We start from the raw sequence: 17,468 nt of genomic DNA, 5'->3' as shown, positions 1-17,468 counted from the left end.
TCAGCGCCTCGCCAACAGGCCTTGCGGCCGGATCGCCAGCACCAGCACCATGATCAGGAAAGTCACGACGATGGCGTAGGTCGGGATGTAGACCGAGCCGAGCTGCTCGGCGAGGCCGATGATCAGTGCGCCGAGCGCGGCGCCGGGGATCGAGCCCATGCCGCCGACGATCACGACCACGAGCGAGGCGAGCAGGAAGCGGATGTCCTCGCCGGGAGAGAGCGACTGGAAGGTGCCGCCGACCACCCCCGCGATGCCGGCGAGCCCCGCACCGAACGCGAACACCAGCACGAAAACGAGCTGGATGCGCACGCCGGTCGCGGCGAGGATATCGCGGTCGTCGACGCCGGCGCGGATGATCATGCCGATCCGGGTGCGGTTGAGCGCGAGCCACATCGCGACGCCGATCACGACAGACGCTGCGAAGATCACGAGCCGCACCGCCGGATACCGGAGGTAGACCGGCTCGCCCGAGGACTTCACCGCGGTGATCAGCGGCAGCTCGATCGGACCGATCAGCCAGTTCGGGGTCTGGATCTGGTAGAAGTCACCGCCGCAGGCCCACAACATCAGATCGGCAAACACGATGGAGAGCCCGATCGTGACCATGGTCTGACGTAGATCCTGGCCTTCCATGCGGCGGAAGACCAGAACTTGAAGCAGGACGCCGACCAGCGCCGTCAGGATGAAGGCGATGATGAACGAGAGGATCCAGGATCCGGTCGACGCGCTGATGGCGTAGCCGACATAGCCGCCGAACAGATAGAGCGAGCCGTGCGCGAGATTGACGTTGCGCATCAGGCCGAAGATCAGCGTAAAGCCGCTGGCGACGAGAAAATAGAGACCGCCAAGCGTAATGCCGTTGAAGAGCGCGTTGAGGAAGACCCGCTTGCGGCCGATTGCTTCTTCAAGCCCTGGCGGCCACACCGCGAAGATCAGCCAAAGCGCCACCGCGATCGCGATGATGATAATCAGCGCCCAGGCTGGATGGCGCTCGACAAAGCGCGTCATGACCGCCACTCCGTCTTCACGTCACCCCAACTCACTTCCCCCAAAGGGGGCGAGGGGGCACGCAGACCGTTGCCGGCCGCAAGCCCTGCCATGAACGTGCGCTCCCTATCGACCGCGATCCTCTTCTCGGGACCGCGTTCCGTACATCCTAATGCGACTGCAGGGGAGACGCTTGATCGACAGTATCTTTTCGCGCACCTGTCAGGCGCGCAAAACCTTGGCCGCGCGGCGATAATCGGTCGGCGCCATGCCGACATTGGCGGCGAAGAAACGGGTGAAACCGCTCTGCGATGAGAAGCCAAGGTCGAAGCCGATATCCGCGATCGGTGCCTCGCTCGCCACGAGCGCCTCCAGCGCCTGTTCCATCATCAGCGTGTTGAGATAGAGATGCGGGGTGACGCCGGTCTGAGTGCGGAACAGTCGGTAAAAATGCGGCCGCGACAGGCCGGATTCGCGCGCGATAGTGTCGAGCTCGATCTCGGCGCCGGGGCTCTCCGACATCATCTTGATGCACTTGCGAACACGAAAATCGGTGACTGAGCCACTCGCGCGCGGATCGGGTGAGGTCTCCGCCTGCTGCCAGCTTTCATCGTAGCAGATGTCGATCAGACTTCTCAGTTCGCCATCGAGGCTATTCAGCGAGGGTGCACCGCATACAAGGGCAGCCGCGTGCCGAATATGCTTATCCAGTGCGGTCGACCGCGCGAACTGGGTGCGGCCGAAGCGCAGGCGGTCGGCGCCGGGCGCATCGGGCGCGAACCACTCCGCATTGACGTAGAGCACGAAGAAGACGGCGCCTCCGTCGAGATCAGACGGAAGGAAATTATGCGGCTCCCATGGATTGACTGCGACCACGGAACCTTCGGTGAGCTCGTAACGTCCATCGTTGACATCGATGCATGCAGGACGCCCGCCGACATGGAAGATCAAATGACCTTCGCGATGCGCGTGGATGTTGAAGGGGCGGTTCAACTGATAGACCGTCGCCCGGCCGAAACGACCGTGAAAGACGGCGAGCGCCCGGCTCATGCCTTCCCTCCCAGAAGCTCTTGTTTTTTTAGCGTTCAACAACCGGGGAGAGAATGCAAGGGCGCACGATGTCCACGCTTTGCAAATCTCTCCCCGATCATCACTTTGCGAACGAGACTACGTCAGTATTTCTTACATTCAGGAACTGTGCGGCTTGGCAAACCGATCTTGGCGAACACCGCGGGGTCATAGCCCAGCGTCTGGTTCACGTTTGGGATCACCTTCACGACCTTGCTGAACAGCGCCCCCTTGCCGTCGTCGACGACCTCGGTGACGAAGTTTGTACCGATCGCCTGGCGGTTGGCGTCAAGCTTGATCTTGCCGTTGGGCGCATCGAGCTCGATCTTGGCCAGCGCGGCCTTGTATTTGGACTGGTTGTCGCTGAGATCGCCATTGACCTGACGTAGCGCCAGGATCAGCGCCATGGTCGAGCCGTAATAGTTGGTGGCGAGCAGCGACGGGCTGGGGAAGCGCTTGTTGGGCGGGAAAGCATCCTGATAGTCCTTCACGAATTTCTGCCAGCCCGGATCCTCCCAGGTGTCGGCTTGGCCGCTCGCGGCCAGCGTGCCGACCAGCGCGTTCTTGGCATTACCCTTGGACGACAGGATGGTCTGATCGATCATGATCGAGCCGCCCATCAGATGTGCCTTGCCCCCGGCCTGCTGGTACTGGTTGAGGAAGTTGACGGCGTCGGCGCCGCCGAGGCCGAGATAGATCGCATCGACGTCATCCGGAAGCGCAGCGATGACTGAAGCAAAGTCCTTGGTGCCGAGCGGAACCCATTGCCGGTTGGTGACCTGTCCCCCTGCGCCGCAGAATTCGAGCACGAGGCCAAATACCTGCGTGTAGATGAAGGAATAGTCCTCGCCGACGGTCGCGATCTTGCGATACTTCTTCTCGTCGTAGGCATATTTACCGAGGCCCACCTGCCACTGCGCACCATCCATATTGTAGCGGAAGAAGTTCGGGGCGGGGTCGACATAGGTCGTTTCCTGGGCTCCGGAGGCGGCGTTGATGAAGGTCAACTCCGGATGGGTCTTTGCAAAATTCTTGACGGCAATGCCTTCGTCACCGGACAGCGGCGACAGCAGGATCTGCACCTTGTCCTGCTCGATCAGCTTGCGCACGGCGCGCACGGCGGAGTCCGGCGTTGCGTCAGTCGAGGCGATAACGAATTCGAGCTCTTTATCGCCGACCTTCTTACCCAGCACGTTGAGCGCCGTCTGGAAGCCGCGGATGCCGTCCTCACCGAGAACGGTGTAAGTGCCTTCGAGCGTTGCGGTGACGCCGACCTTGATCTTCTCCTGCGCGAAGGCGGTGCCAGAGAACAAAAGGCTGCTTAACGCAATCAATCCCACACTACCTCTCAGCATTGGTCTCCTCCCTAGTGTTTTGCCGACGTCGTATTGTTTGATGTAGCGAGCGCGAACGTCCGGTTGTTGCACGGAAGGCTAGCCGATACCGGGCGCGGCGCGGATGTTGCAACCCTCGTGTAGTTTGACGCGCAGTCTCATTTTGATTGTTGCGTCGCAATGAGTCTGGTGGCGCAATGTCGCGAAAGTAGTGGCTGTACCATCATTGCGAGGAGCTTGCGGCGAGCATGTCGGCGCTGGCCCAGTCTAGTGCGCAATTGCGGGAGGGGCCGAGACGCTTTCGCCGATACGCACCCTCGCGGACAGCAGGAGTTTAGTCTCGCTGGCAAACGTCGGCGCGACCCGAGCCCTTCGGACGGGCGTTCAAACCTGCAACCCGTGGAGTTGAGATTCGCTACTCGGCTCCTGCAAGGGTTTCGAACTACGACATTCCCATCAGGGATGAGTCTCGCGTGTTGGACGTTGCTTGATCCAACTAGCTTGAGCTTCCCCATGATGGATTGGAGCGAGAGTTCAAATTACTTCAAAGGATTAGAAGGCAGGGTGTGCACCACGTGTGCACTGGGAGGTTATCCGCGTGTAGATATTGGTCTCGCGCCCTTGGCGTTCCGATTGCGAGAGCCACTCTTGCATTAAAAACAGACAGCAGTTTCGGCCATAACCTTTGAGTCCGCTACCGATCTGCTGGTTTTTTTGCGGCAATCCGCGCCCGTTGGCCGGGCGATGCAACTAAAATAGCGCTTAATGACTATAATTTATAGCTGTACTTTATTGCAATATATCATAGCGTAGTGCGAGCTTGCTTCGAGGTGGTCGTGCAGAGCCCATTTATCCAGTCCGAAACGCCCGATGCGGCGAGAACAGTTCAGCCCAGTACTTGTTGGGAGTGCGGGACGATTTGCGGCTCGCTTTTGACGACCGAAAACGGCGTCGTCACGAAGATCAGCCCGAATCCGAGCCATCCAGCATCGAAGGGAGCCTTTTGCGTCAAAGGCATCCGCGGCGCGAAGGAATGGACATATCAGGATGGACGGCTCCGCACGCCACTTCGTCGCACTGGCACGCGCGGCGAGGGGCGTTTCGAGCCGATCGGCTGGGACGAGGCCATCGGAGAGATCGCGGATCGGTTCGCGGAAGTCCGGCACCGATACGGCCCGATGGCGATCGCCGGCGCGACAAATGGCGCGTTCTTCGGCCGTGGGCTGATGATGGCGCTACTGATGCGATCGATCGGTTCGCCCAACTGGATGATCAATCAGGATCTGTGCGGCGGCTGCCGCGCCGTCGCGGACAAGATGACTGGTCTGAACGTCGGCGGCGGCGAGGACATCGACGAAACGTCCTGTGCGCTGATCGTCGGCCGCAATCCGTCGGTGGCCGACCCGATCCAGTGGATGGCGTTGAAAAGAGCAAAGGCCAAGGGTGCTTCAATCGTCGTGATTGATCCGTTCCGGACGCCGGCGGCCGAAATCGCAGATCTGTGGCTTCGTCCGCGGCCGGGAACGGACGCTGCCATCGCGCTCGCGATGGCGCATGTCATGATCGCCGAGAAGCTTTACGACAAGCCGTTCGTCGAGAGCTGGTGTTACGGGTTCGACCGTTTCACGCAACACGTGCGCGAACTCACACCGTCCTGGGCCGAAGCCCAGAGCGGCGTGCCGGCGCACGACATCGCAGCCGCTGCCCGACATTATGCGCGAGGTCCGGCTTGCTTCATTTCCGGGCACGGGATCGACGGATCTAGCGCAGGGGTTCAGACCTTCCGCGCCTTCTTCACGCTGGTGGCCATCACCGGCAATGTCGATCGCGTCGGAGGCAACCGGCGCGGCAAGAAGCCGGAAGGCTTCCAAACGACATTCGACGTCCTGTTTGACCCGAACTACCGGCTGCCGCCGGAGATCGAGGCGCTGCGGATCGGTGCCAAGGACTTTCCGCTCTGGTCAGGTCCGCAGGGCTACCAGATGGCGTGCCATAACCCGTCAGTACTCACGGCGATGCTGACCGGTGAGCCTTATCCCGTGCGCGCACTCTATGCGAGCGGCGCCAACATCCTTCTCACCTATCCGGACTTGGAGCGCACCGTCGCGGCGCTGAATTCGCTCGACTTTGTGGCCGTCGGCTCGCAATACATGACTCCGACCGCGGCGTGGGCCGACATCATCCTGCCGAAGACCACCACGCTTGAAGAGGAAGAAGTCAGCCTCCATCAAGGAGGCCCTTGCGTGACCTACACCGCTGCGGCCTCGGTTCGACAGGGCGAGCAGAAATGCGATCAGGAGATTGCGGTCCTCCTGATCGAGGAGCTCGCCAAGCGCCAAGCGATATACCGCGACTATCTGCCCTGGAAAACCCAGAGCGAATTTGCCGAATATTGTGTTGCGAAATCGGCGATCGACCTCGCCGAACTGCGGCGTGTCGGCTATGCGACGTTTCCGTTCGAACAGGGAGACCTGTCCAGGCAGGTCATTGCGACGCCATCGGGGAAGTTCGAGCTGTATTCGCAGGTGATGGAGCAGGCCGGCGTCGAGGCGCTGCCGACCTTTCTATTGCCGTCGAACCAGCGCGAACAGAAAGCCGTCTCCGAAGACTTCCCGCTCGTCCTGCAAACCGGCTTTCGCGAGAAGAGTTATCATCATTCTCGCTTCCGCGAGCAAGCCTGGGCCCGCAAGGTTTCGCCGCATCCGCTCGTCTATGTCCATCCCCAGACCGCCGAACAGCACGGGGTTCATGAAGGCGACTGGATCAAACTGACGACACCGCGAGCCTCCGGCACCTGCAGCCTAAAGGCGAGGATCACGGATGATACTTTGCCCGGTGTGCTTACCACCGGGATGGGCTGGTGGCTTCCGGAAGCGCCCGCGCCGGAGTTCGGCGTGCGTACCGTCAATATCAATGCGGCGATGTCCTATTCCGGCCCCTGGGACTCATCGACCGGCTCGGCCGACACCGGCGGCATCGCGTGCCGCATTCTCTCCGTCTCTCCTGAATCCGAGGTCGCGTGATGGATTTCTCCTATGCGCTGATCTTCCAGACCTTCAACGGCGTCGTGTGGGGACTGATCTTTGCGCTGATCGCGCTGGGGCTGAGCTTGACGTTCGGGCTGATGAACCTGATGAACGTCGCCCACGCCTCGTTCTACATGCTGGGGGCGGTGCTGACCGCCCAATTCGTCACGCGGCTCGGCCTCGGGTTCTGGAGCGGCGCGGCGTTGGCGACAATATCCGTCGGCGGCCTCGGCATGGTCGTCAATCGATTGGTGCTGGCGAGAGTCGTCGATTCCCCGCCGGTCATCGGCCTCCTGGCTACAGCCGGCCTTCTCCTTGTCATCGAGAGTAGCACACTCGCTACCTTCGGTGCGGTTCCGGTTTCGGTTGACCCTCCGGTCGACGCGACGTTTTCGATCTTCGGTGTGGACTATCCCGGCTACCGTCTCGTTGTCGCCGGCCTTGCCGTCGCGATCCTGATCGTCACCTTCCTGCTGCTGCGGTTCACACGCTTCGGTTTGTGGATGCGAGCCGCGCCCCAGCAGCGCGAATTGGCGCTGATTTCCGGCGTCTCCTCTGGCCGCATCAACACCGCGACCGTCATCATCGGCAGCCTGCTTGCCGGTGTTGCGGGCGCACTGGTCGCGCCGATTGCGGGGGCACATTTCCAGATGGGGTCCAGCGTGCTCGCTGTCGCTTTCACGGTGATCGTGGTCGGCGGTGCCGGCAATCTATGGGGCGCGGTGGTGATCGCCATCCTGCTTGGCGTGGTGCGTGGCGTCGCGGCGGCATTCATGACGCCAAGCGAGGCCGAAATCCTGTCCCTGGTTCTCCTGCTGCCGGTTCTCCTGCTTCGGCCCGACGGGATCCTGGCCAAGGCCCGGTCCTGAAGAAAGGTTGGATATGTCTGTTCGCACTGCGTTGGGTGTAGTGGCGCTTCTGGTTCTCGCCGTGATGCCGTTCGTCACTGGACCCTACGCCGTGTTCGTCTGCGCCCAAATGATCACGCTCATCTACATCGCCGCTTCGTTGCAGATGAGCTTTGCCTATGCGCGCATCCTGAGCTTCATGCAGGGAACGTTCTTCGGATTGGGATCCTATGTCGCCTGCGTGACCCACGGCTCGGGCTTTACCCTGCCGGTCATGCTTCTGGCCGCGGTCGCCGCAAGCGGTGTGCTTGGCGTCGTGGTCGGTCTTGTCGTCACCCGCATGAAAGCGGCACACACTGCGGTGATCTGCACGCTACTCGTCGCGACCATCGTGCTGATGTGCGCCAATTCCTTCGTTGGGATTACCGGCGGGGAGGATGGCCTGTCGCTTCGCGGCGGATCGTACATGTTCGGTTTGGCCGTGGCGTTCGGCGCCAACCGTATCACCTACTGTTTCGCCTTCCTGCCGCTTGCGGCTTACTTCATCTTCGTCATGCTGGCTGAACGAACCACCTTCGGCGTCGTCATGAAAGCCGTCGGCAGCAACGAGGTACGGGCCGCTCAACTCGGTTACCAGGTTTGGCTGCGACATCTCGCGGTTTTTGCCGCGGCAGGCGGTATGGCCGGCTATGGCGGCGCGATGAACGCCGTCGTTCTCGAACATGTTTCCTCCGCGCTGTTCGATCCAAACCTGTCGCTGACTGCCGTCCTATGGACCGCGGTTGGCGGCTTGGCTCACCCGTTCGGGGCACTCTTTGGCGGGCTGCTGGTATTTCCCCTGACCGAGCTTGCAGCGCGTGCCTTCAAATATGTCGATATCGTAGTTGGCGCGCTCCTGATTGCAGCGGCGCTGCTGTTCCCACAGGGCATCGCGGGTCTCGTCGGAGAGCGACGGCTCGGACACTTCAACCGTCGAAGTTCGAAGGAAATGCTGGCGGAGGGCCCGGAAGGCCGCAGCCAGACAGCATGAGGAGATTGCGATGTCACGACGTTTGATGATCAACCGACGGAAAGCCTTGCAGGGGCTCGCCGCTGTTGCGACGGCCGGTTCGGTGCGTGTGGCTGCGGCTGCGAGTAGCGAACCGATCGTGATCGGGCTTCAGACCGAGCTCACCGGCGCGCTGGCTCACGACGGCGGTTGGGGCAAAAAGGCCGCGGAGGCGGCGGTCGCCTGGCAGAATGAGCGCGGCGGATTCGCCGGTCGCCCGTTGAAGCTCGTCGTGGTCGACACGGAAACCAAGGTCGATGTCGGCATCCGTCGCCTGCAGCAATTGCTGCAACAAGAGAATTGCGATTTCATTATCGGTTCCGGCCATGGCGGCATCGGCATGGCGAGCGTGCCGTTATGTCGGGATGCCAAGGTGACCTACCTGCCGCTCGCCCGCACCGACGGCATTACAACCGAACTCGGCAATCCCTACTCCGTCCGCATCGTCGCCAACAGCACCATGGGTGCGTCCGCCGCCTCGAAATGGATGGTGGACAGCCTGGGCAAGCGCTGGGGGATGGTGCTGGCCGACTATGCCTTCGGTTACTCGCAGCGTGAGGCCTTCACGGCCTCGCTCGCGAAGGCGGGCGGTGAGCTGGCGCAGGCCATCGCGCTGCCCGTCAACACCAACGATCCTCTTCCGTACCTTCTGAAGCTGGACCGATCGCTCTCGGGTATCGTCATGGCGATCCTTGGTCCTGACAGCGTCCGCGTCTATCCCGCGCTGCGCTCCCTCGGCTTCGGCAAGACCCCGAAGATCACAGTATCCTGCACGCAGAACCTCTTTGATATCGTCAGGCTCGGTTCTGCCGTCGAAGGCGTCTACGCGCTGGACGAGGTCCCTTGGGAGCTCGACGATTATCCCAACCCCGCATTTTCGAAGACGGCTTTCGATCGCATCGGTATCGGCAGCAATGGCCGGGCCAAAGATGGCGACGACTACGTCATGCTCCCGAACGCCATCATGGCCTGGGAATGTACGGAGTTGCTGCGCATGGCGGTCGAAGGTGCACGGTGGAAGACGAAGGCCGACAATCTTTCCCTGTCCAATTGGCTCGTGTCCAATCCTGACTTCGCGCTGAGCGAAGGTTTTCCTCAGGGAGGTTTTTCCGTCAGGGCCGCCGACCAGCAGGCCTTCATCGACCAGTATATCCTGCAAATCCAGGGCGGGCGTATGAAGCGCGTCTCCAAGGTCGCCGGCGCCACCACGGTTTATCCGAGCAAGGATCTCGTGCAGCGATGAGTGTCGCTTCCCCCCAACCGATCGCGCTCGAGACCAGGGACCTCTGCAAGCACTTTTCCGGGCTCGAGGTTCTCAAGGGCGTTTCAACCGCAATTCGGGCGGGAGAGGTGAGGGCCGTCATCGGGCCGAACGGCGCGGGCAAGACGACTTTTATCAACGTGCTGACCGGCATCCATCCCGCCTCCTCGGGACGGGTCTTTCTCGGCGACGCCGACGTCACCGGTTTGCCGGCCTATCGGATTGCGCGAAAGGGTCTGTCCAGAACATTCCAGATATCCAACCTCTTCGCCGACTTGACGGTTCTGGAGAACGCTATGGTGGCGGTTCACGCCGGCCGTTGCTTCCGGCAAAGCCGTGAGACGGTCGATGAGAGCCTCTCGCTGGTCGGACTTTCTGCGCTGGCAGACCGGCTCGTATCCGAGATATCCCACGGCGACCAGAAGCTTCTGGAGGTCGCGATCGCAACCGCATGCGGTCCGGATGTGCTGCTTCTCGACGAGCCGACAGCCGGCATGAGCCCGTCAGAGACCAACAGATTCATCGATCTTCTCAATGAGCGTCTGCGCAGCCGTTACACCATCGTCATCGTCGAGCACGACATGAACGTCGTGATGAACACGGCAGACGTGATCTCGGTTCTTACGCTGGGCCGTATACTCGCCGAGGGAAAACCGGACGAGATCAGGACGAATCCAGGCGTGCAGGAGGCTTATCTTGGCAGCGCTTACGCTTGAGGCAATCAATGCCTATTACGGCAAGGCTCACATCGTACGGAACGTGAGCTTCTCGCTCGGCAGTGGCGAGATCGTGGGAATCGTGGGCCGCAACGGCGTCGGCAAGACCACGCTGCTCCGCTCGGTGATGAAGCTCGTGCCTACCGTGCTCGGTAAGGTGACGCTGAAAGGCCGGGATATTTCCACTGAGGCCACAGACCGGCGCGTGCGCGGCGGCCTCGGCTACATGCCGCAGGGCATGCGAGTGTTCGGCGACCTGTCGGTCGAGGAAAACTATCGTGTAAGTGCCTATGCCGTGCGCATGCCAATGGCACTGGAAGAAATCCTCTCGCTGGTGCCTGAGCTCAGGGATCTGCTGAAACGGCCGGCGGGACGGCTGAGTGGCGGCCAGCAACAACTCGTTTCATTGATGCGGTGCCTCGCGTCGAATTGCTCCGTGCTGCTGATGGACGAGCCGACCGAGGGATTGATGCCGAAGATGGTCGAGCGCATCGCTGACGTCGCAAATTCGCTGCGTGGGCGTGGCATGTCGATCATTCTCGTCGAGCAGAACCTCGCGCTTGCCGAAGCCGTGTGCGACCGCGGCTACATCATGGAGAAAGGCGCAGTCGAGGCGGAAGGCGACTTCAAATCGCTTCGCGAGAGCGGAGAATTCGAGAGGCTTCTGGGCCTCGGCCACAACGCAAAAGAGAAGGAGATCAGATGACCAGAACCGTGATCACACCGCCCGAATTCGCAGGATGGTTGAACCAGGCCAAAGTGCCGCTGTCGCTCGTCGTCAAGCATGGCAATACTGTCTACGTCTCAGGCATTCCTCCGGTTATCCCGAACAGCAATGAGCTGCGGACCGATTCCATTGCCGGGCAAGTTACCCAGGTGCTGGACAATATCGCACTCTGCCTGGAGGCCGCCGGCTCCGACCTATCAAAAGTGCTGAAGTGCACGATATTCGCGGTGAACGCGGCCCATTTTGCCGCTATCAATGAGGTCTACCGGACCTATTTTCCGACGGACCCGCCGGCACGGACGTTCTGCACGGTTGCTTCCTGGCCGGCGCCGTTCGATGTCGAGATCGAATGTATCGCCGCCTGCTGAACATGGTGATTGACGCGAGGCCGCGGTCCGCAATACGGATCGTGTCCGCGAGCCGCACGATCTGACTCGCGCAAAGCTCGTCCAAGCGGCGGAAGCCGCCCGCCATGACCGATATTGGGCCTAAGAATGCCGTCTGCACACGCGCGCAAGCGATCGACCGCTCCGAAAGCTTCGGCTGATCCTCTCGACGGATTGTATACGGTCAGCCGGCCGGAACTCATGGTAAAGGGCAACGACGTGGCGTTTCGCCACTTCGTGTCGAACCTGTTCGCGGCGGCCGATATCGTCTGGCGCGCCCGCGGCAGGCTCAGCCAGAAATTCGGCATGACGGCCAATCAATTCGCAATCCTCCTTGCGGTGCGCCACTTCGGCACTGGCGCCAGCGTCCGCCAGTTGGCCGATCACCTCAAGATGGTGGCTGCAAACGTTACAAAAGAAGTGAACATCCTGGCGGCAGAACAACTGCTCGCGAAGGCGACCGATCCCAAAGACAGCCGCGCACTTTCCATCACGTTGACGCCGAAGGCGTTTCGGCTTCTTCGGGCGCTGCTGCCGATTTCGAGGGAAATCAACGATATTCAGTATCAAGGCATGACCGCAGCCGACATGTCCACGATATCGAGTGCCTGCGCACGGATCGTCGAGTCTGAAGATCAAATCCTGCGGTTGATCGCAAAGGTCGATGTGTGGAAATAGCGCGGCTCCGATCCAGCTAAATTGGTTCTCTGCGCGGAAAAATGACGGCCGGCGCGATTAATCAGTGCCCCCATCTAGGTGGGGCTCGCAACCGCCGGCAACTGGCTTGCAAAGGACGGGCATGGGCTTGGAGCGATCGAACCGCCCAGCCCCTACAAAATAGGGGTCTGCCGGAATCACCGTGTTTCCGGCTGGCTGGACAGCCTGGCATTGTCGGCTGCGAAAAAGAAGCAAAACGCGGGCAATCGCTTAGCCTCTGGTACAGATTGGGATAGCGCTGTACAGAAATTCTGTGCCGCTAGATTTTGCCGCCGCCGACCTTAAGTAATTTCAGTGGCTTAGCGGGCAGTTCCACTGTCGGAATCTATGGATGTATCCCGTAAGCGATTGTAATTACTGGAATTTTTCCGTGGCACCCATGATGGATTGGACGGACCGGCATTGCCGGGTGTTCCACCGTCACCTGACCCGGCGGGCGCTGCTCCATACGGAGATGCTGACCACCGGCGCCATCATTCATGGCGATCGGGAGCGGCTGCTCGGGTTCGATGCGATCGAGCATCCGGTGGCGCTTCAGTTGGGTGGCTCCGATCCGCGCGATCTCGCGCTGGCGGCGCGGATCGGCGAGGACTTTGGCTATGACGAGATCAATCTCAATGTCGGCTGCCCGTCCGATCGCGTGAAGGACGGCCGCTTCGGCGCCTGCCTGATGGCGGAGCCTGAGCTCGTGGCGAGATGCGTCGATGCGATGAAGGCCGCGGTCACCGTGCCCGTCACGGTGAAGTGCCGTATCGGCATTGACGACCAGGATCCGGAAGTGGCGCTCGATAAATTGGCGCGTGCCGTGGTCTCCGCGGGCAGCGATGCGCTGATCGTGCATGCCCGAAAGGCCTGGCTCAACGGATTGTCGCCGAAAGAGAACCGCGACATCCCGCCGCTCGACTATGATCGCGTCTATCGGCTCAAGCGCGTGCTGCCGGACGTGCCTGTCATCATCAATGGCGGCATCCCAGGCATTGACGAGGCGAAAGCGCATCTCGCGCATGTCGACGGCGTGATGCTCGGCCGCGCGGCCTATCAGGAGCCGTGGCGGCTGCTGTCGGTCGATGCGGACATCTTCGGCGAGGCCGCGCCGCATGCGACCATGCAGGACGCGCTTGAGGCGATGATGCCCTATATCGAGCAGCAACTCGCGCGCGGAACGCGGCTGCACGCCATCACGCGCCACTTCGTCGGTGCATTCCACGCCGTGCCCGGCGCGCGCGCCTTTCGTCGCCATCTTGCCGAGCAGGGTACGAAGCAGGGGGTTGGTCTTGAGGTGCTGCGCGACGCGATCGCCCGTGTCAGTGCGCGCGCGCCGGCAGAGGTCGCTGCCTAGAAGCAGCCGTCAAGAAGAGCCGGATCGTGCAATCCGGCTCTTCTTCGATCAGGCTCAGCGGAACAGGTCGAAACGATAGTTCATGCCGACGCGGACGCTGTGGAATTTTGCTGCGTTCCAGTCCGGCAGATTGTCGTGCTTGAACTCAGTGTAGAGATATTCGGCCTTGGCCGACCATTTCGGCAGGAACGCCCATTCGACGCCGCCGCCCGCGGTCCAGCCCATCTTCATCTTGTTGAGGCCGCCGTCCTTCAATTCGCCGGTGGCAAGACCCGCGGTTCCGAAGAACAACAGGCGTGAATCCATCGTCGCGATGCCGGCGCGGGCGCGACCGGTCATGTACCAGGGAAGGCTGACCGCGGCGCTGTTCACGGCGTCGTGGTTCTTCAGGTCGCCGCCCTCGAAATCGTTCTCGATGCCGACCACGAACATCGGCGAGAGCTGGTAGTTGTAGCCGATCTGCACGCCGCCAACCGCGCCCTTGATCTTGCCGCCGCTGGTGCCGACGAGGTTGTTGAAGGCGTCATCGGAGCTCGTGGCGTAGCCCGCGTTAAGGCCGGCATAGAGGCCTGTCCAGGAGTAGACCGGCTGTGGTGCCGTATAGGCCGGCGCAGCATAACGCGGCGACAGGTCCGCAGCGCTCGCGCTGCCCGCGGCGAGCGCTGTCGCAAACGGCAGGGCGCACATGGCGCGGTGTAAGGCGGCTCTCGCAGTCATGACTCTCGATCTCCCACTTGGCCGCCTCCGTCTGGGGGCAGCGCTTTGTCCAACCCCGATCCGGGAATGCCTGATTTATAAACCGACTAGACGGTTTGTAAATAGCGGAAATGCCACACCGGCATCCGTTCGGAGCGGGCTGCTTCCAATTGTGAGGTGTTAGCGACTGCGTTCGTCAGGGGGCTGTCTGTGGCATGGCCAGGCGATGCCCGCCATGATGGAGCAGATGGCTGGGCCCTGCATATCTCTCCCGATCTACGGCTGACGTCGGGGAAATATCCGGCCGACTGGTTCAGGATATTGCGGAAGGAGCTCGATGCGGGGCAGATAGCGCCCCTCGTCGATCTCGTGCCGTACATGCGCCGCTATCTCCTCCATGGGCGCAAACCAGACATCGCCCTGCGCGACTATCCGCTCAAGGAATCCGGCGAACACATGCCAGCGTGCGAGCCGCCCCGTCGCGAAGGGGTGCAGCGTGGGGATCCACAACCCACCATAGGTGTAGGCCGCCTGGAATTCCTCCAGGAAAGCCGCAAAGCCGTTGCTGGGGCTGCGTATGGGCATGAAGTAGTTGAGGTCGAAAGACTGGACATATTGTGGCCAGTCGTCGAGCCCCCAGTGAGTCGGCAGCTCGATCAGCTCGCCGCTGTTCGCCCTGCTCTTGATGACATAGGGCACATCATCACCCATCAGCGACGCATCATAGGTGAAGCCTCTCGCCAGCAGCAGGTCGAGCGAGCGATGTGAGAAATTGTAGAGGGGCGCCCGCCATCCACGTGGCGCCTTTCCCGTCGCCTTGCGGATGATGTCGATGCCGAGATCGAGCCAATAGGCCTCTTCTTCCTGTGTCTGGTCGAGCGGGTTCTCGTGGATATAGCTGTGATGCCCGATCTCATGGCCGCCAGCGAGCATCGCCTCGATGGCGGAGGGATATTGCTCGATACACCAGGCCGGGATGAAGAAGGTCTGCCTGATTCCAAGCCGCCGATAGGTCTCGACGATGCGCGGGACCGCGACGGTCGGCCCATAGCGCAGCATGGAGATGCCCGAGACGCGGCTGTTGCCGTCACCGGGGTGCTCGACATGGATCAGGCTGTCGGCGTCCATATCGAATGTCAGGCAGCAGGCGCACTTCGCTCCGTTGGGCCAGCGGACGGGGTTGGCGATCATTGTTGTCGTCTCCGAACTCTATGTTCCGTCCGTTCAAGCCGAGCCTCCTCCGAAGCCGACACCGGTTTTCGGGCTCATGCATTGGGCGTGCCACTACTTTCGATCGCGCGGATAGTTGAGGCCGATCGACGCGGGCAGAATTGCCATATCAATTGGAATGGAATCTGCATCCGCTTGTATCGACACTGTTGATGGATGGCTCTTCCAGGAATGGCCTTCCATCCCGCGCCAACAACTTGCTGACGGGACTAATGATGGCACATGAGTACGAGAGCGGCAGACTGGATCTGCCATTTGTGGGGCATTGCACTTTCGGCAAGCGGCCCGTCTGCCTCGAATGGGACAAGCTCGACGCCGATGTCGCCGTGCTGGGCGTGCCCTTCGACATGGGCACGCAATACCGCCCGGGCGCGAGGTTCGGGCCGCGCGCCATCCGTGAAGCCTCGACCCTTTTCTCGTTCGGCCATGGCGGCGCCTATGATCATGAGGACGACGTCACCTATCTGCCGCTCGACAAGGTGCGCATCGTCGATGTCGGGGACGTCGACATCATCCACACCGATACGTCCAGGAGCCATACCAATGCAGAAGCAGCCGTCCGAAAGATCCTCGAACGGGGCGCGCTGCCCGTGGTCCTTGGTGGCGACCATGCCGTCAACATTCCCTGCGTCAGGGCCTTCAGCGAGCATGGCCCGGTCCATGTCGTCCAGATCGATGCCCATCTCGATTTCGTGGACGTGAGGCATGGCGTGCGCGAGGGACATGGCAATCCAATGCGCCGCGCGGCCGAGCAGACTCATGTCACGGGCTTGACCCAGATCGGCATCCGCAACGTGTCTTCGACCGCCCGCGAAGGCTATGAGGATGCTCGCGCGCGCGGCTCCACCATTCTCTCGGTCCGCCAGGCGCGCAAGCTCGGCGCCGAGGGCGTCCTGGACAAAATTCCGCGCGGCGTCCGCTACTATGTGACGATCGACATCGACGGCTTCGATCCCTCGATCGCGCCGGGCACCGGAACGCCGAGCCATGGTGGCTTTCAATACTACGAGGTGATGGAGATCCTCCAGGGCCTCGCGAAGCGAGGCGATGTCGTCGGAATCGATCTCGTCGAGGTCGCCCCCGCCTACGATCCTGCGGGCGTGACGAGCATTCTCGCGGCACAGGTGTTGATGAACTTCCTTGGCTATATTTTCGAAGAGCGTTCGCAGCGATAGTGCACAAGAAGCGGCCGCGCCGCGTCAGACCGCGGCGGGGAGCATGGCGAGGAGAACGGCCGTCCCGCCGCGACGCGCCCTAATCAACCGCCATACGCGAGCGACGGTGGCTGCCTTGCAGCTCCGGGTAGCCCGTGAGCATCAGCTTGTCGGAGCGCACGCCCCAGCTTTCCAGGCGATCGAGGAAGCTCATGCCGAGCAGATTGGTCTTCATCTGTCCGCGCTGCACGACGAGGGCCGGCACCGACTTCTCGACGAGATGGCCGACGGCGAGACGGTCAATCGTCAGCCGCGCCGCCTTGGTGTGGCCGCCGGCAGTTTCGAGGTCGACGTCATATTCGAGCATCTCGAGCGGCAGCCCGATCGCCTTCGCGGTTTCCCAGGTCAGCACCACGGAAGTCGCGCCGGTGTCGATCACCATCGGCGCGGCGACACCGTTGATCTTGGCGCGCAGCGCGAATTCGCCGCCCTGGCCGCGTTGAATCTGCACGGCGGGGACGGGAGACGCGGTCTGCCCGCGGAACATGTGCGTGACCGTGTGGCTGGCGCGCGCGATCTGGTCGGGATCGCCATAGGCGACGACGGCACCCGCGGTGCCGGCGAGTGTGATGAGAACGAGCAGGAGCCTGATCATCGCGCGCCTCCACAAGCGCGCACGCTGGTCAGGTGCGCTTGGGCGATCCGGCGATCGGCCGCAACCCGGCCTCCGTCATGCGTGCCGGCAGCAGCGCCATCAGCGTGAGCCGTTCCGCGCTCTCCATCGCGTGCCAGCGCGCGATCTCTGGCAGCGTGCGGCCACAGCCGAAGCAGAGTTTGGTCTTGGGATCGATCATACAGACGGCGACGCACGGCGTTTCTTTGCTCATCTTGGCATATTGAGGGATTGGCGGTCATGTCTGCAAGCATG

Annotated in this window: 17 protein-coding genes; 10 read left to right on the top strand and 7 right to left on the bottom strand. The window is 61.7% G+C overall.

Annotated elements, in window-relative coordinates; all coding sequences use genetic code 11:
- From UB31_RS10805 to UB31_RS10795, 3 genes are all read right to left on the bottom strand, one after another.
- Window positions 1-1,011, bottom strand: coding sequence for a branched-chain amino acid ABC transporter permease (locus UB31_RS10805; RefSeq protein WP_045010845.1), 1,011 nt, complete (start codon window positions 1,009-1,011; stop codon window positions 1-3).
- A 201-nt stretch (window positions 1,012-1,212) separates the two neighbouring features.
- Window positions 1,213-2,040, bottom strand: a complete 828-nt coding sequence (locus UB31_RS10800; RefSeq protein ID WP_045000994.1) for an AraC family transcriptional regulator — start codon at window positions 2,038-2,040, stop codon at window positions 1,213-1,215.
- Window positions 2,041-2,162: 122 nt separating this feature from the next.
- Window positions 2,163-3,413 (bottom strand): ABC transporter substrate-binding protein, encoded by a 1,251-nt coding sequence (locus UB31_RS10795; RefSeq protein WP_045000992.1) that lies wholly within the window; start codon window positions 3,411-3,413, stop codon window positions 2,163-2,165.
- Window positions 3,414-4,204: 791 nt separating this feature from the next.
- Here UB31_RS10795 and UB31_RS10785 point away from each other — a divergent pair.
- From UB31_RS10785 to dusA, 9 genes are all read left to right on the top strand, one after another.
- A complete protein-coding gene (locus tag UB31_RS10785) occupies window positions 4,205-6,415 on the top strand; it encodes a molybdopterin-containing oxidoreductase family protein (protein ID WP_082078478.1) in 2,211 nt (736 codons plus the stop codon).
- Entirely contained in the window at window positions 6,415-7,287 is an 873-nt protein-coding gene (locus tag UB31_RS10780; RefSeq protein WP_045010842.1) for a branched-chain amino acid ABC transporter permease, read from the top strand. Before UB31_RS10785 ends, UB31_RS10780 begins: the two co-directional genes overlap by 1 nt.
- Before the next feature lie 13 nt (window positions 7,288-7,300).
- Window positions 7,301-8,296 carry a branched-chain amino acid ABC transporter permease gene (locus UB31_RS10775; protein WP_082078477.1) on the top strand — a complete coding sequence of 332 codons (996 nt, stop codon included), beginning with the start codon at window positions 7,301-7,303 and terminating at the stop codon, window positions 8,294-8,296.
- 10 nt (window positions 8,297-8,306) lie between these two features.
- Window positions 8,307-9,557 carry an ABC transporter substrate-binding protein gene (locus tag UB31_RS10770; protein WP_082078476.1) on the top strand — a complete coding sequence of 417 codons (1,251 nt, stop codon included), beginning with the start codon at window positions 8,307-8,309 and terminating at the stop codon, window positions 9,555-9,557.
- Window positions 9,554-10,291, top strand: a complete 738-nt coding sequence (locus UB31_RS10765; RefSeq protein WP_045010839.1) for an ABC transporter ATP-binding protein — start codon at window positions 9,554-9,556, stop codon at window positions 10,289-10,291. Before UB31_RS10770 ends, UB31_RS10765 begins: the two co-directional genes overlap by 4 nt.
- Window positions 10,272-10,997: an ABC transporter ATP-binding protein gene (locus UB31_RS10760; RefSeq protein ID WP_050044754.1), complete on the top strand. Its 726-nt coding sequence runs from the start codon at window positions 10,272-10,274 to the stop codon at window positions 10,995-10,997. Before UB31_RS10765 ends, UB31_RS10760 begins: the two co-directional genes overlap by 20 nt.
- On the top strand, window positions 10,994-11,386 hold the full coding sequence (locus tag UB31_RS10755; protein ID WP_045010838.1) for a RidA family protein: 393 nt from the start codon (window positions 10,994-10,996) through the stop codon (window positions 11,384-11,386). The genes UB31_RS10760 and UB31_RS10755 overlap by 4 nt, the downstream gene beginning before the upstream one ends.
- A gap of 219 nt (window positions 11,387-11,605) precedes the next feature.
- Entirely contained in the window at window positions 11,606-12,082 is a 477-nt protein-coding gene (locus tag UB31_RS10750) for a MarR family winged helix-turn-helix transcriptional regulator (RefSeq protein ID WP_045000979.1), read from the top strand.
- Window positions 12,083-12,452: 370 nt separating this feature from the next.
- Window positions 12,453-13,460, top strand: coding sequence for a tRNA dihydrouridine(20/20a) synthase DusA (gene dusA / locus UB31_RS10745; protein ID WP_082078473.1), 1,008 nt, complete (start codon window positions 12,453-12,455; stop codon window positions 13,458-13,460).
- Between the two features lie 54 nt (window positions 13,461-13,514).
- Here dusA and UB31_RS10740 read toward each other — a convergent pair whose 3' ends face one another.
- The gene (locus UB31_RS10740; protein ID WP_045010836.1) at window positions 13,515-14,177 is read right to left on the bottom strand and encodes an outer membrane protein; all 663 of its coding nucleotides are present in this window, start codon (window positions 14,175-14,177) and stop codon (window positions 13,515-13,517) included.
- 255 nt (window positions 14,178-14,432) lie between these two features.
- Window positions 14,433-15,347: a polysaccharide deacetylase family protein gene (locus tag UB31_RS10735; protein WP_045010835.1), complete on the bottom strand. Its 915-nt coding sequence runs from the start codon at window positions 15,345-15,347 to the stop codon at window positions 14,433-14,435.
- A gap of 251 nt (window positions 15,348-15,598) precedes the next feature.
- Here UB31_RS10735 and speB point away from each other — a divergent pair, with 251 nt between their 5' ends.
- Window positions 15,599-16,561, top strand: a complete 963-nt coding sequence (gene speB, locus UB31_RS10730) for an agmatinase (RefSeq protein WP_197090796.1) — start codon at window positions 15,599-15,601, stop codon at window positions 16,559-16,561.
- A gap of 79 nt (window positions 16,562-16,640) precedes the next feature.
- Here the strand turns inward: speB and UB31_RS10725 are convergent, their stop codons facing one another.
- Window positions 16,641-17,195: a TIGR02281 family clan AA aspartic protease gene (locus tag UB31_RS10725; RefSeq protein ID WP_045010903.1), complete on the bottom strand. Its 555-nt coding sequence runs from the start codon at window positions 17,193-17,195 to the stop codon at window positions 16,641-16,643.
- A gap of 28 nt (window positions 17,196-17,223) precedes the next feature.
- Window positions 17,224-17,427, bottom strand: a complete 204-nt coding sequence (locus UB31_RS10720; protein ID WP_045010834.1) for a DUF1289 domain-containing protein — start codon at window positions 17,425-17,427, stop codon at window positions 17,224-17,226.
- Between the last annotated feature and the right edge of the window lie 41 nt (window positions 17,428-17,468).

Source organism: Bradyrhizobium sp. LTSP849 (assembly GCF_000938255.1).
In the GTDB taxonomy this organism is placed as follows: domain Bacteria; phylum Pseudomonadota; class Alphaproteobacteria; order Rhizobiales; family Xanthobacteraceae; genus Bradyrhizobium.
The sequence above is the reverse complement of the archived record's forward strand: the minus strand, read 5'-3'. Positions and strand labels throughout refer to the sequence as shown.